Genomic DNA, 14,182 nt, shown 5'->3' with positions numbered 1-14,182 from the left:
GCCGGACGGCACCAAGACCGGCGACCTGTGCAAGGGTTGAAATCTTGCGGGGAATGCCACCCATGCACCTAAAAGGCTCCCGGCCGCAGTGGCTGGGCGACGACAGAGCAAAGTGACAAGACGCGAGGCTCCGGGGTGCCGATTTCCGGTATTCAGACGAGATAGTTCGGCAACGTGGCATGTGAGGCTGCTACGCTCAGGAGTGAGCAATGGCAGTCCATCTCGCATGTCGCAATGCCGACCTGATGCCCCTCCTTTTGCCGAGGAACCGATGATCACCAAGCATCGCGTATCGGTTGATGGTGTCGAGACATCGTACTGCGAGAACGGAGCTGGTAGGCCGATTGTTTTCCTGCAGGGGGCGGGCTTCCGTGCAGAGGCTAAGAGTTCCTTTGTTCGGCAGCTGAACGGGCTATCCGATCAATTTACGGTAGTAGCGATTGATCAACTCCATTTTGGGGGAACGGATTATCCTGCTGACTGCAAATACATTAACCGGCTCGGTCGTGTGAATCATGTAATTAGCTTCCTCCAACAACTGGGTTTGAAGCAGATCACGCTAGTCGGCCATTCAGAAGGATCATTCGTCGACGCGCGGGTCGCGATCGTGCGTCCCGATCTTGTTTCTAAGCTTGTCCTGCTGACCGCTAACTCCGTGTCGCCGGCGTTCGGAGATGACCGTGACGAAGCTTGGCTGGAGGCCTGCCGGCAGGCTTACGGCTGTTCCGGCCCGATGCCGAGCGAAGAGGAATACATCACCGCACGGCGGAAAAGCTGCCGCGCCCACGGGCAGGATGTGGAATGCGCCGAGCGAGAAGCCTATCGGCGGGCCGCGGCTCGGGGACAATGGGAGATCTGGCAGAGATTGCCGGAAGACGAGACAAACCTGCATCGTTATCCACTGCTGCAGCAGAAGTATATCTTCCCCTACCTTGATCAGCTTCAGGCCCAGACGTTGATCATCTGGTCCAAGAACGACCCTACCGCGACGCCGGAGCAAGGGATCAACCTGGCGAAGCTGATCAGGAATTCAGATTTCCATCTGCTCAATAATGCCGGCGATTCCGTCCAGGTTGATCCGGAGCGAAGCCGTGAACAGACTCATCCGTCAATGGCACGAATGATCAACTGTGACGGGAACAATGCTCGGGCCAGCGTCTCCGAGGCGAATCTCTCAGCGGCGTGTCGCATACGACGAACTTGTGCCCTGCCATGGCAACAAGGGCATAGCCCAGGCGGTGGCGCCCATCCAACCGGGCAGGGCAGGAGTCATGCAAGACGTGGTGTGCCTCAGTTGGCCATACCACAGCTCGCGATTGTTCACTTCCAACGAACCACGGGGATGACGGAAATGTGCGTATGCACCCAAAAATCACCGAATTTCTGCGAATAACTTGCATTTCTCGCACAAAGCACCACAGCTGCGCTGCTACGCTCACGAAGCATGCACAAGTGGCGTAGCAAAGGATCGACTGGAGGAATCTATACCTAAGTGGGGACCCTGCAGCTCACACGATGATGGGAACCGCCGGACTACAAGCTCAACAAATGATGCAATGGTCTTTTCCCGAGGCATATCGGGAGACCATCGGCGATGCGAAAACGGAGGACTAACCAGTGGTCAAGTGGAAACTCGACGAATGCTTTAAGGCTGCAATCTTGAAGAGGATTGCCGCGCTCGGCCTGGCGGCGATGACAATCTCGTCCTTTGCCGGTTCGGCCTCGGCGGAGTCGCTGCTCGATAAGATTAAGAACGGAGAAACGATCCGTCTTGGCTTCACCAATGAGCCTCCCAGTGCCTATCCTGGTGCGAACAACGAGCCGCTTGGCCTGGTCAATGTGATGACACTGGACGTTCTGAGAAAGATGGGAACGACCAAAATCGAGCCGGTCGTAACCGATTGGGGTTCCCTTGTCCCGGGCCTCCAGGCTGGTCGCTTTGACATCATCACGGGCGGCATGTGGATTAAGCCGGAGCGGTGCCGCAACGTCCTGTTCAGCGAACCGATCGCATCGAGCAATGATTCGATGATCGTGCCGAAGGGCAATCCGGAAGCGCTGCATTCCCTCCATGACGCTCAGAAGAAGGGGCTTACCCTGGCCATCATGACGGGTACCACCGCAGTCGAGCAGGCGAAGAAATTAGGTTTCCCTGACGACAAGGTTATGCAGGTCGCCGGACCGCCCGAGGTCGTACAGGCTGTAAAGGCCGGCCGCGCCGCTGCCGGCTCGCTCTATAGTCTGAACGCGACGACTCTTGCCGAGCAGGATCCCAGCATTGAGGTGGCTGACCCGTATACCCCGCCGGGACCGAATGAACATCCCGCCATAGCCTTCCCGCTCAGCGAACAGGCTGCGGTAGACGCGTTCAATGCTGTGTTGAAAGACTATATTGGCTCTGACGAAATGATGGCCGCGGTCGGCAAATATGGTTACACCAAACGCGATCTCCCGGATGGCAGCAAGACCGCTGATCTTTGCAAGGGCTGAAGCTATGCGTCTGACCGCTCCCCGGCCCTTGGCCGGTAGGCGGTCAGTGGGGAGGGCATATGAGTAAGGTCGATCTCAGCTTTATCTTTGCCGTGCTCACCAAGGGCGTCATGACTACGGTCATCGTCACTCTTGGCGCCTGCGTCGTAGCGATCGTCCTTGGGCTTTTCGTGGGCCTGACCCGAGTCTCTCCCCGTCGGCAGTTGCGCTGGTTCAGTATCGCCTACATCGAATTCTTCCGCGGGACGTCCATGCTGGTTCAGCTCTACTGGTGGTTCTTTGTATTGCCGATTTTCGGTATTTTCCTGTCGCCGTGGACTGTCGGAATTTTGGGGATCGGAATGAATGCCTCTGGCTACGCAGCCGAGTATGTCCGCGCCGCCATTCAGGCCGTTGATAGGGGCCAGTATGAGGCATCTACAGCGCTCAATTTTTCGCGGCTCACCATGATGCGGCGTATTATCCTCCCACAGGCAATGCGCGCCATGCTGCCGACCTGGGGTAACATGCTCATCGATGTGCTTAAGGGTAGCTCGCTCGTCTTCTTCATCACCATTCCCGAATTTACTAGCGCCGCCAAGCAGGCGGCCGACGCAACTGGCGATTATATGCTGTTCTTTGCGGTTGCACTATTCGGTTATTACATCATCGCGCGCGCCCTCATCACTCCTTTCGTGCGCTGGCTGGAACGCCGCGTCTCGCGCGGTTTCGTTCGGGAGCAGGTGGCTTGAAGATCTGGGATTGGTCTTACGTATGGGAGGCTTTCCCATATCTCTATCAGGGAGCGATCGTCACCATTGAGGCTACGCTGCTCGGGTTTGCGATCGCGCTGATATTGGGTCTTGTCTTCGCGATGATTCGCCAGTCGCCAAACCGCTACGTCTCGACCACCATGGCGGAGATCGTGGAGTTTATCCGTTCAACGCCCTTGCTGCTGCAGTTGTTCTTTGTCTATTTCGTTGGTCCGCAGATCGGAATCTTCATTCCTGCCTGGACGGCGGGAGTTGGCGTGCTGGGGATCCACTATGCAGCCTATTGTTCCGAAGTCTTCCGCGGCGGCATCGAGAATGTGGATGGCGGCCAGTGGGAGGCCTGTACGGCACTAAACCTTTCGCGAACGCGGACCTGGCGAACAATCATTCTGCCGCAGGCGATCCCGCCCATGGTGCCAGCTCTGGGCAATTACTTCATCGGCATGTTCAAGGACACGCCGGTCCTGGCGGCAATCTCGATCTTCGAGATGCTGCAGCAGGCGAAAAATTTCGGGGGCAATAACTATCGATACATAGAAGCGATCACTATGTGCGGCTTCTTCTACTACGTGTTCAGCTTGGTTGCTTCCGCTATCGTGCAGTCGGTCCGCGTCTGGCTCAACCGCCGCTACCATCTGCAATAGGGAGGCCTTATACTATGAGCGAATTTGTGCTTCGCTTCGAGGACGATCTCACGAAGCGCCCTAGGGCATCAGCCAGGCGGGACGAGCTTGACCTCGATATCAGGCGCAGCGAAAAAGTCATGAACGAACCCATAGTTCGCTTCGAGAACGTCACAAAGCGCTACGGCGCGTTGACGGTGCTGGACGAACTCAATCTCGAGATCGCACGCAACGAGAAGGTGTCCATCATTGGTCCGTCCGGCTCGGGCAAGACCACCGTTCTGCGCATGCTGATGACGCTTGAGCACATCAACGGGGGGGTGATATGGGTCGACGGTGAACCGTTGACGCATACGCAGAAGAACGGCCAAATAGTGCCGGCGAGCGAGCGTCATCTCCGTCGCGTGCGTGCCAAGATCGGTATGGTGTTCCAGCACTTTAACCTGTTCCCGCATATGACTGCTCTGCAGAACTGCATGGAGGCGCCGATCTCCGTCCTTGGGCTCTCGAAGAAGGAGGCGGAGGCCCGAGCGGCAGAGCTGCTCGACTTGGTGGGCCTCGGCGACAAGAAGAACCATTTCCCGATCCAGCTTTCCGGGGGCCAGAAGCAACGCGTGGCGATCGCTCGGGCGTTGGCCATGCGGCCCAAGGTGATGCTGTTTGACGAGGTGACATCAGCGCTTGACCCGGAACTGGTTGGAGAGGTGCTCAACGTCATCCGCAAGCTCAGCGCCGAACATGACCTCACAATGCTGATGGTCACGCACCAGATGGGCTTTGCCAAGGAGTTCTCCGATCGCGTGTGCTTCTTTTCTGGCGGTAAGATTGTCGAGCAAGGCCCGCCCAGCCAGCTTTTAGGCAATCCGCAAAACGAGCGAACGCAGCAGTTTCTCAATGCGGTGCTGGAGACGAGGTGAGTTGCGGGTTGTGCCGCTAGTTGAGTTATCCCGTGGGTGGCTTCCGGGCAGGAACTGGTCCGTTCGGAGCAGGCTGCCCTGCGACGAACCTACGCGCGGTTTTTCAGGGCCGGGTTGATGTCGAGGTTACTGCCCCAGTTCATTCAGGACTGCATAACTAGGATCGTCCGGTCCAAGCCCCAGATTGGTCGAGTTAGGTAAATAGCGCTGCCCGTTCGGCAGTTGCGAGCTTGAAGATCTGATGTGCGTTCAATCTGCCATTCAGGGCATCTGGGCTCTGGAAAGTGCCCTAACACGATTGTCTGACGGCGGACGCAAACCCGGTATCCTACAGGCCCGGGGAGGGTCGCACAAGCGTTCTGCGGTTTCCCAGTTTTTACGGCTTTCATGCGAATGCACCAAAACAATGCCGACTTACTGCGCCTGGAAAGGCATGTTTCTCTGAAACAGCCGTTTCGACGCTGTTAAATTCGTGCATTCAGAGAGAACCTGTATCGCGCAGGTGATGGGCATTTGCTGCCGAAATCACCATCTTAGCTGCTTCCAGAAGAAGGATGCTTCCGTGACAACTCAACAAAGGGCCCTCGGAATTATTGGGCTGGAGATCGGACTTCCGCCTCGTGAATTTCCGCCACCGCAACCGGAGTCGGTCTTCAACCCGGCAACTTTCGACTTCCCAATTATAATAGAGACCGCGGCCGGGGCTTTGGAGGAGAGGGTCATTCCCGGTGATGCTTCTCTCGAGCCGGCCTACATTGCAGCTGCCAGGCGGTTGGTCGAGCGCGGAGCAGTCGCGATAACCGGGGACTGCGGGTTCAGTATCCGGTACCAGGCTGCAGTGGCCGCGTCTGTCGAAGTCCCGGTGGCCATGTCGAGCCTGCTACTGGCGCCCACGCTACTCCGGCAGCTTCCAGCTGACGCAAAGCTCGCCGTTGTGGCCGCAGACTCAAGACACTGCGGCAAAGAGCTGCTGGGCATAGATTCATCCGCAGAGGCAAGAGTAGTCATCGGCGGCATTGAAGGTGACGCGTGGCCGGCTGGTGTTGTTGAAATGGAGTCGGAGGTTGCAGCCTGTGTCGCGCGACTTGGCGCCGCACATCCGGGGATTGCCGCCCTCCTATTTGAATGTACATTGTTCCCGATGGTGACGTCAGCAATCCGTCGTAGGACAGGACTGCCCATCTATGACGCCGCGACCCTTTATCGGATGACATTCGCGTCCGTGGCTTGACCGCTTGGAGGCCACTATCCCAAAATATGAGCTCATGTCTGGTATGAGTTGCGGCTCGTTATTGTAACACACGTCCGCATCTTGTCGAATACTCTGTCGAGACTGGATCCTCGATTTCCGAGGTCAGGACGCGGTGCCTGAGATGCAGGTTGGATTTTTGGAACTCGTGCTGGTCGACCGTGATCCAGACGCTAAGCGGCGACCGACTTCGGCCGGAGTTGAAGCAGGGCGATCAAGGGCCACAAAAATCACTTCAGCCACCTGAGCAGGAGGGAGAAGTTGTATCCGGCGGCGGCCAGGACGGCGTTGAGGGCGTCGCCCTGCTGGCCGGCGAGGTAGTTGCGGCCCATGCGGTGTTCGTTCTTGATGTGGCCGATATGACGCTTGCCAGCGTGTGGCCGTCATAGGGATTGCCGGGCAGCGCTTTTGCATGCAGGGCGAACTGGCCGCCCTTGGAGCGCTTCAGCGTGGTGGCCACCGACACCTTCACACCGAACTCGTAGGGCATATGCGCCTTGCCCTTGCCAATGCATTCCACCTCGTGCGCGTGCAGGCTGTAGATCTTGCGGCCGCGCTGGCGCTGGCGTTGCTAGAGAACGGTGGCGGCCTGGTAGAACGGCCATTTGAAGAGCGCGTCCAGCCCCGCATCGCCGGCGATCTGGCGAGAAATGTCGCGAATGGTCCGGCCGAGATAGGTCTTGAGCCTGCGCAGCGCCTTGTTGGCCCGCTTGAACTGCTTGGCGTGGGCATAGCGCTGGTGGCTGATCAGCGCCAGCTGATAGCTCTGGCGCAAATGGAGCTCCTTCCCTCTTGGCCAGCCGCACCAGCCGTTCGCGCGCCCGGTTGATGAGCTTGGCGTCGGTCGGGAACATGACGTTCTTCGGCTGCACGGTTGTGTCGACGATCACCTGGCGCGTGTCGGCCGGCTTCATCGCCCCGGTCTTGACCGCAAGGCTGAGGCTCTCCTGCAACAGCGCCACGATCCGCTCCTCGCCCATGCGGCTGCGCCAGCGCGTCATCGACGAGAGGTCGAACGGCAGCGTATGGCAAAAGAACGTCTCGCCGGTGAGATACTGGAAGTAAGGGTTCTCCACCCAGCGCTCGCACAGCACCTCATCCGACAGGTTGAAGGTGTGCTTGAGGATCGCCAGCCCCGCCATCAGCCGGGTCGGCAGCGGCGGCATGCCGGGGCCGTCCGAATAGACGGCGCCGAAACGCTCCTCCAGCACCGGCCGGTCGATCGCCTGCTTCATGTTGATGATCTGATCGAGCCTGGAGCGGAACAGGTCCTGCTCTCCCGTCTCGCGTGGCTTGGACATTCGCCGTCCCCTCGATTCGCCGCCGCCGAACCGAGTGAATCACGCTCCGCAGCACAAGGGAATCGCAAAACCGAATTGCAGGAAAACAGCGTCCAAATACCGCTAATCCTGCAATTCAAAAGACGCTATCCGCCTCAATCAAAAGGCCAGATCAATGGCTTGCGGATAGTTCACGGTCGACGAGCTGGCGGCCACGCATCAGGCTGGAGATCCATCAGCGTTTACATCGTTTTTCAACGGGCGGCTCAAGCTCCGTGTTGTTGCGCGGCGCGCAGCTTGTCGAACGCCTCTTAGACCGTCGTGTGCCGGAAGAGGATATCCTCTGGAATTTCGGCATCGACATTCCGACATCACACATCCGTGATAAAGGCGTTTGCGGCTCGACGGGACCCTCCAACCCGAGGTCGCGAACAGAACCTGAATGACTGCCTCGTTTGCTATATGCGAATTGTCCGTGGGCGCCGCCAGGAGCTGGAACCGGCCAATCGACTTTAATTCTGGCTAGCTGTGCCCAGAATCGAGAAAAACGCCGGATTCATGCAGGCACAGCGGCCAATTTGCAGGAACCACCCCCCTGGGCACTGCTACTTATCTGGAATGAGGGGACTGTGGAGCTTCCGTCAAAAGGAAGCCAGATGTTCCGGGTTGAGGCCGTAGATCATCGTGGTCGTGTGAACATGAAGTGATGATAAAGCCGGCAAACAGGGAGGATAAAATGAGCCAATACTCATATAATCGTCGTGCGCTTATGAAGGCAATGCTGGCGATTTCGGCGACCCCTTGGGGGATTAACTCGAGGGCGTTCGCCTCGTCGTGCGACGATCGCATCCTGCGAATCGGCGGACTGGGTGGAGGCCCTGATTCGATGAACCCCTTCGCCACTTGGGGCTCCTTTTGGCCCTTGGCTATTTGCTATGATTTCTTGGTCTGCATAGACGCCCAGCGATACGACGATCGAAAGGGCTTTGCCCAATCTTGGTCCGTCGCCGACGACAACCTCACTTGGACCTTCAAGATCTGGCCCGGCATGAAGTGGTCGGACGGCCAGCCTGCTACCGCTAGGGACGCGGCGTTCACTTATAGTTATTTGCACGATTCCATAGGCAAGCCCGACGAGCTAAACGTCGGGTGGAACAGCACCAGCGGTCTTGAGAACGTCGAGTCCATCAAAGCGTTCGACGACGAGACTTTGCAGATCGTGACCAAGTTCCCCGCGACCTGGCCAATAGACAATATCATAATGATCGTTCCCGAGCACATTTGGAAGGACATCAGCTATGCTGACGCACGCGTAACCTTCCGCAACGATCCGCCTTTGGTGGGTACGGGACCTATGATCGTTTCGGAGTTTCACCAGGGCCAGTTTACACGCCTGACGCCGAACCCCTATTTCCGTACGGGGAAGCCCCAAATCGCGGGGGTGATCCTGCGGTCCTTCGATGCCGCCGATCCGATTGCGCAAGGTCTTAAGAGCGGGGAACTCGATTATGGCAACTACCTGACGTCCGCCCAGTGGGCTGATCTCTCGAAGGATCCCGACATTGTAGTCGGTGAATCCCGCATAGCTCAGAAAACCTATCTCGCCTTCAACACCGCTTCGGGAGATGGCGCAGGTAGCACCAAGGCTCTGCAGGATCCGGCGTTTCGCGATGCGCTCGGCTACGCGATCGATCAGAAGGCCATCGTCGATCGAGCCATGCGCGGACACGCCGACCCTGGTGTCGGACTCGCAATGCCGGTGGCGGCCGATTACTATTCAGATCTGAACGACATCAGGCGCCACTTCGATCTCGCCGAAGCCAACCGCCGGCTTGACGCCGCAGGGTACCGGGACACGAACGGCGATGGCATTCGGGAGGACAAGGACGGGAAGAGTTTCCAGCTAGAGCTGGTGTCTGGACCTTCAGCAAATATAGAGATGCCGGTCGCGGCAGTGCAGTTTATCGCTGGCTGGTTGGAGCAAATCGGTATCCCTGTATCGGTGACTCGGCTCGACTCCGGTGCGCTGAGCGCCCGCGCCGCAGCTCCGGCGAAAGGCGGCGGAGGGTGGGATCTGCTCATTTCCGATACCTGGCAAGGCCCAACACCTAAAGACCTGCTCATCTTCGGCAGCAGCAATTCCATCGGCATCAAGAACAAGGCGTACTGGACGAATGCGGAGTTCGACAAACTGTTCGCGGAGGTGCAGGTCACCGTTGACCTCAAGAAAAACCAAAAGCTGGTCGACCAGGCAGCGCGACTAATTTATACTGAAGCGCCTTACATCGTACTATGTTACCCCACCCTGCTCGAAGCCCACCGGAGGGATTGCTTCGAGGGTTGGGGAAAGCAAGGCATCATGTCGATGGACAGCTACTTCCCATTCGATCGCTTGAAGCCGGTGCCCGCGCCGTGAACGGAGGGGGAGGGAGCCGTCACATCCTGCGCATCATCGTCAGGGCCTCTATAACCCTCCTGATGGTGGCAGTCCTGAACTTCATCCTATTCCGAGTTATTCCAGGTGACCCTGCATCTCTTTTGCTTGGCGGGGCGCGCGTCAGCGTCACCGCCGAGCAGATTGAGGCGCAGAACCAACGTTGGGGCCTTGACCGGCCGCTGTTCCCGGACCAGGCGGTCGACTACCTGTCGGCAACACTCCGCGGCGATTTCGGCTACAGCTTCAAGTTCAGGGGCAGGCATGTCGCAGACCTGATAGCGGAACGCCTGCCGGACACCATAGTCCTAGTCGGGGTTGCTCAGATAATGGCAATCGTTATTGGGGTGATGCTTGGGATCTACGCAGGCTGGCGCCGGGGAGGAGCCGGCGACCGTATCGCAACCGGAGCCTCTCTGGCGCTCTATTCTACGCCGGCTTTCTGGCTCGGCATGATCCTGGTGGTAATCTTCAGCACGGCATTGGGTTGGCTCCCGGGCTATGGTGCATACTCGCCCGGCCTGATCACGGGCTCTCTTGGTTCGTTCCTCGACTACCTGCAACATCTCACGCTTCCCGCCACTGCGGTGGCGCTTGGGCTAATCGGCCAGTACGTCGTCGTCGCTCGTGCCGCAATGAGTGACGTACTCACCGAGGATTACATGGTAACCGCACGGGCGAAAGGGCTGACCAACGGTCAAATGCTGATGCGTCATGCATTTCGCAATGCAATGCTACCGGTCGTGACCTTGATCACCCTCAATATTGGCTATGTGGTCGCCGGGGCCATCACTGTCGAAGCCGTTTTCGCCTGGCCGGGTATCGGCGGGCTGACGGTGGAAGCACTCAACGCACGGGACTACCCAGTCCTTCAAGGCATATTCCTGTTGCTTGGCGTTTCAATTGTTCTCGCAAACCTCGTAGCCGATCTTGCCTACAGCCTTCTAGATCCGAGGGTCCGACAATGAGCGACAATATTGTTCGATATTGCCCGCGAGGCCGGGCGCGCGCAATAAAAGGCTTTCTGCGTCAATTTCTCAGCTATGGCGGTGCTCAGGTGGGCCTCGTATGTCTGGTATTCTTTCTTGTTGTGGGAGCGGTCCCCAATATTCTGGCGGGACCGCTCCAGACTGCGATCAATGCAACTGGCGATTTCCTCGCACCCCCATCAGGCGAGCATCTGCTCGGCACGGACGAAATCGGGCGGGACGTGCTCAATCTGGTCCTCCATGGTGCCCGGATCTCGCTTACGATTGCGCTACTCGCGACTGTGATCAGCCTCGTCGTTGGGACTACAATCGGTACGACCGCTGGCTACTATGGTGGCAGGGTCGACGTCTGGCTGATGCGCTTGACAGACTTCTTTTTTGTCATGCCGTCCTTCGTGCTGGCGCTGGTCATTACACCCGTGGTTCTCGAGGTGATGGGGCGCGGTGGAGAAATCCTGGGCTTCCGTCCTTCTCTTTTCGTGATCATTGTCGTTATAGGCATGACAAGCTGGTCCTTTGTTGCACGTATCGTCCGGAGTCAGACACTGTCGCTTAAGGAGCGACCATTCATTGATCGTGCGCGCGTTGCGGGTAGCAGTAATTTCGGCATCATGGTGCGGCACATCCTCCCCAATCTCGTGCCGCAAATCGCAGCCAATGGTGCGCTGGTGGTCGCCAGCGCAATCTATGTCGAGACATCGCTCTCATTCCTTGGACTCGGGGACCCGTTGCAGCCTTCATGGGGCACTTTGCTTTCGCTCGCTCAGCGCGCCGGCGCGGCCAGTGCTGGAGCCTGGTGGTACCTCGGCGCCCCAGGACTGTGCGTACTCACGGTTTCGCTTAGCTTCGTCCTGATTGGCAGTGCCCTTGACGACACGTTCAATCCACGGCGGAGGGTGATCCCATGACCAGCTCCTCCCAGGACAAAACACCGCTTCTGGAAATAGACCGGCTCTCTGTCGATTATGGGCTCAAGGGCGTTTCATTGCGAGCAATCGACGGCGTAAGCTTCGCGCTCCGAGCCGGAGAGGCCGTGGGCCTCGTCGGAGAATCGGGCAGTGGCAAGACCACGACCGCGATGGCGATCGCTGGTCTACTATCACCCAACGCGCGGGTCAGCGGCGGCCAAGTGCGCTATCGTGGCAACCGACTGCCGATCGACGATGATGCGGCGATGCGGCCACATCGCTGGAGCGAAACGTCCGTTGTCTTCCAGGGCGCGATGAACGCACTTAATCCTGTTCACCGCATTATCAAGCAGATCGCCGAGCCATGCATGCTGAAGCTCGGCATGTCGCGGGGCGAGGCGACCAAGCGGGGAAGTGAGTTGCTTCAACTGGTCGGCATCCCGGCGGATCGTGGTTCCGCCTACCCTCACGAGTTGTCGGGCGGAATGCGACAAAGGGTGATGATTGCCATGGCGCTCGCGTGTCGACCTTCGATTATCATTGGTGACGAGCCCACCACAGCGCTCGACGTCATCACTCAGGCTCAGATCCTTAACCTGCTAGGCGACTTGCGATCGCAGTTGAGCCTCGCCCTGATTTTGATCACCCACGACCTTTCTGTGGTGGCTAAGTGTTGTGATCGCGTAATGATCATGTACGCGGGCCGCATCGTCGAGGATGGCACTGTCGCCGAGATTTTCGCCCAGCCCAAACATCCCTACACCCGACAGCTGATCGAATCGATCCCGAACCCAGCGAGCGGCAAAAAGATGATCCGGCCAATACCGGGTGATCCTCCCAACTTGGTGAATCGACCCTCGGGCTGCGCTTTCCATCCGCGTTGCCCGTCGGTCATGGGGGGGTGCGCGACCGAAGTCCCCAGCCTCAATAAGTTCGGGCGGGGACGTGTCGCCTGTCACCTTCACCGGTCCTTGACGCAAGAAGACAAGGTCGCTGTTCATGCCTGACACTGCCGGCATCCTGCGTCTCGAGAGCCTGCAAGTTCATTTTCCTATCCAGGGCGGTCTGTTCGACCGTGTCCTGGGCCGATCTGTCGGCGCCATGCGCGCGGTAGACGGGATCGACCTCAACGTCGGGCGGGGCGAGATCGTCGCCCTGGTCGGCGAATCGGGAAGCGGCAAGACCACTGTGGGCCGCGTCATCACCAAGCTTGCCAAGCCGACTGGCGGCAGAATGCTGTTCGAAGGCCGCGACATGAGGTCGGTAGAGGGCTTCTCGGCTCTACGTCCGTACCGGCGTCGCGTGCAAATGATCTTCCAGGACGCTTATCAGGCCCTCAATCCGCGACACACCGTGTTCGACATCGTGGCGGAGCCGTTGCAGTCCCTGCGGCTGGTCGGTAACGCCACTCAACTCGCCGACCGGGTGAGTGAAGCGCTTGCGGCCGCTGGGCTCAATCCTCCCGGCGATTTCTTCGCCCGCTTCCCGCACGAGCTATCCGGCGGGCAGCGCCAGCGCGTCGTGATTGCAGGAGCGCTTGCCGTCCGGCCGGAACTCATCGTTGCTGATGAACCTGTATCGATGCTCGATGTCTCGATACGCGCTCAGATTCTTCAGGTCCTGGTTGACTTGCGCGACAGGCACAACATGGCGCTGCTGTTCATCACCCACGATTTGCCCCTTGCCTGGCTGATCGCCGACCGGATTGCGGTCTTGTATCTTGGAAAATTGGTCGAGATTGGTAGCGCCGACGAGATCACATTCAACCCTCGCCATCCGTATACCGTCGCCTTGCGCAACGCCACACCGCAGATTGGCGGCAACGCAGGTCGCGCCGAGTTGCCGGCCCTGCAGGGCGAGGTTCCAAGTGCCGCGCGCGTGCCGAAGGGCTGCCGTTTCCATCCTCGTTGCCCGCTTGCCTTCGACCGTTGCAAAGCTGAGGAGCCGCCGGCGATCGAAGTTGGACCACAGCACCTGTCAGCCTGCTGGCTCGCTAAGTGAAAGGCATGCAATCAGCGCCACCCCAATGAGCGTATTCCATCTGGTATTGCACAGGCAGGTGGGCTGGAACACCACCATGCAGATAGAATGCTGAGACCCGTCGAAATTGGCCACTCCATCTTGAATCAGTCTCAATGTCTGGGAGGCACTCTGAAGTGTGTAATGAACTAGGCCCGATTAAACCGCCAACGCCGCGATACGAAGTGGTTTTGCAGACCGGCTTGCGCGTTCCAATGCGGGACGGCGTTGAGCTCGCCACGGACCTGTATCGGCCTATTGGTTACACTGGGGAACTCGGGTCAATCCTTATCCGAACTCCATACGGTAAGACGCCCTATCGCTGTCCGGTTGAGCCTCGCCACAAAGTGGCAAGAATGTTTGCTGGACAAGGGTTCGCTGTACTTGTGCAGGAGCGTCGTGGCGTCTTCGATTCCGGCGGCGTATACGCTAGGGAACATATAGGGGACGACGGTTATGACACGCTGTCCTGGATTTCGCAGCAGCCATGGTCGAATGGACGCGTGGGCACATATGGGTGC

Annotated in this window: 11 protein-coding genes and 1 pseudogene; 11 read left to right on the top strand and 1 reads right to left on the bottom strand. The window is 58.5% G+C overall.

All coding sequences use genetic code 11. The features are described 5' to 3' along the window. Nucleotides 1-271: 271 nt before the first annotated feature. The 6 genes from FJV83_RS34730 to FJV83_RS36690 all read left to right on the top strand — a co-directional run bounded on the left by FJV83_RS34730 (nucleotide 272) and on the right by FJV83_RS36690 (nucleotide 6,013). Nucleotides 272-1,393 carry an alpha/beta hydrolase gene (locus tag FJV83_RS34730; RefSeq protein ID WP_063169347.1) on the top strand — a complete coding sequence of 374 codons (1,122 nt, stop codon included), beginning with the start codon at nucleotides 272-274 and terminating at the stop codon, nucleotides 1,391-1,393. A 224-nt stretch (nucleotides 1,394-1,617) separates the two neighbouring features. Continuing rightward, nucleotides 1,618-2,490 (top strand): ectoine/hydroxyectoine ABC transporter substrate-binding protein EhuB, encoded by an 873-nt coding sequence (ehuB, locus tag FJV83_RS34725; protein WP_082826582.1) that lies wholly within the window; start codon nucleotides 1,618-1,620, stop codon nucleotides 2,488-2,490. A 59-nt stretch (nucleotides 2,491-2,549) separates the two neighbouring features. After that, nucleotides 2,550-3,221 carry an ectoine/hydroxyectoine ABC transporter permease subunit EhuC gene (gene ehuC, locus FJV83_RS34720; RefSeq protein ID WP_063169346.1) on the top strand — a complete coding sequence of 224 codons (672 nt, stop codon included), beginning with the start codon at nucleotides 2,550-2,552 and terminating at the stop codon, nucleotides 3,219-3,221. Beyond that, nucleotides 3,218-3,886 carry an ectoine/hydroxyectoine ABC transporter permease subunit EhuD gene (gene ehuD, locus FJV83_RS34715; RefSeq protein ID WP_063169345.1) on the top strand — a complete coding sequence of 223 codons (669 nt, stop codon included), beginning with the start codon at nucleotides 3,218-3,220 and terminating at the stop codon, nucleotides 3,884-3,886. The genes ehuC and ehuD overlap by 4 nt, the downstream gene beginning before the upstream one ends. A gap of 119 nt (nucleotides 3,887-4,005) precedes the next feature. Further along, a complete protein-coding gene (gene ehuA, locus FJV83_RS34710; RefSeq protein WP_063170381.1) occupies nucleotides 4,006-4,782 on the top strand; it encodes an ectoine/hydroxyectoine ABC transporter ATP-binding protein EhuA in 777 nt (258 codons plus the stop codon). A gap of 562 nt (nucleotides 4,783-5,344) precedes the next feature. Continuing rightward, nucleotides 5,345-6,013, top strand: a complete 669-nt coding sequence (locus FJV83_RS36690) for a hypothetical protein (protein WP_176477193.1) — start codon at nucleotides 5,345-5,347, stop codon at nucleotides 6,011-6,013. A 248-nt stretch (nucleotides 6,014-6,261) separates the two neighbouring features. Here the strand turns inward: FJV83_RS36690 and FJV83_RS34700 are convergent. Then, nucleotides 6,262-7,332, bottom strand: a pseudogene (locus FJV83_RS34700) (IS5 family transposase). 715 nt (nucleotides 7,333-8,047) lie between these two features. On the opposite strand from FJV83_RS34700, the gene FJV83_RS34695 reads away from it, so the two are divergent. The 5 genes from FJV83_RS34695 to FJV83_RS34675 are packed head-to-tail and all read left to right on the top strand — an operon-like array spanning nucleotide 8,048 to nucleotide 13,643. After that, nucleotides 8,048-9,727, top strand: a complete 1,680-nt coding sequence (locus FJV83_RS34695) for an ABC transporter substrate-binding protein (protein WP_063170379.1) — start codon at nucleotides 8,048-8,050, stop codon at nucleotides 9,725-9,727. After that, nucleotides 9,724-10,713 (top strand): ABC transporter permease, encoded by a 990-nt coding sequence (locus FJV83_RS34690; protein WP_063169344.1) that lies wholly within the window; start codon nucleotides 9,724-9,726, stop codon nucleotides 10,711-10,713. Before FJV83_RS34695 ends, FJV83_RS34690 begins: the two co-directional genes overlap by 4 nt. Continuing rightward, entirely contained in the window at nucleotides 10,710-11,642 is a 933-nt protein-coding gene (locus tag FJV83_RS34685) for an ABC transporter permease (protein WP_063169343.1), read from the top strand. Before FJV83_RS34690 ends, FJV83_RS34685 begins: the two co-directional genes overlap by 4 nt. Continuing rightward, nucleotides 11,639-12,649 (top strand): ABC transporter ATP-binding protein, encoded by a 1,011-nt coding sequence (locus FJV83_RS34680; protein WP_063169342.1) that lies wholly within the window; start codon nucleotides 11,639-11,641, stop codon nucleotides 12,647-12,649. Before FJV83_RS34685 ends, FJV83_RS34680 begins: the two co-directional genes overlap by 4 nt. Next, on the top strand, nucleotides 12,642-13,643 hold the full coding sequence (locus FJV83_RS34675) for an ABC transporter ATP-binding protein (RefSeq protein ID WP_063169341.1): 1,002 nt from the start codon (nucleotides 12,642-12,644) through the stop codon (nucleotides 13,641-13,643). The genes FJV83_RS34680 and FJV83_RS34675 overlap by 8 nt, the downstream gene beginning before the upstream one ends. Nucleotides 13,644-14,182: the final 539 nt, after the last annotated feature.

It is taken from the genome of Mesorhizobium sp. WSM4307, from assembly GCF_007003945.1.
Classification (GTDB): Bacteria; Pseudomonadota; Alphaproteobacteria; order Rhizobiales; family Rhizobiaceae; genus Mesorhizobium.
Note: the sequence above shows the minus strand (reverse complement) of the source record. Positions and strands in the feature narration are given on the sequence as shown.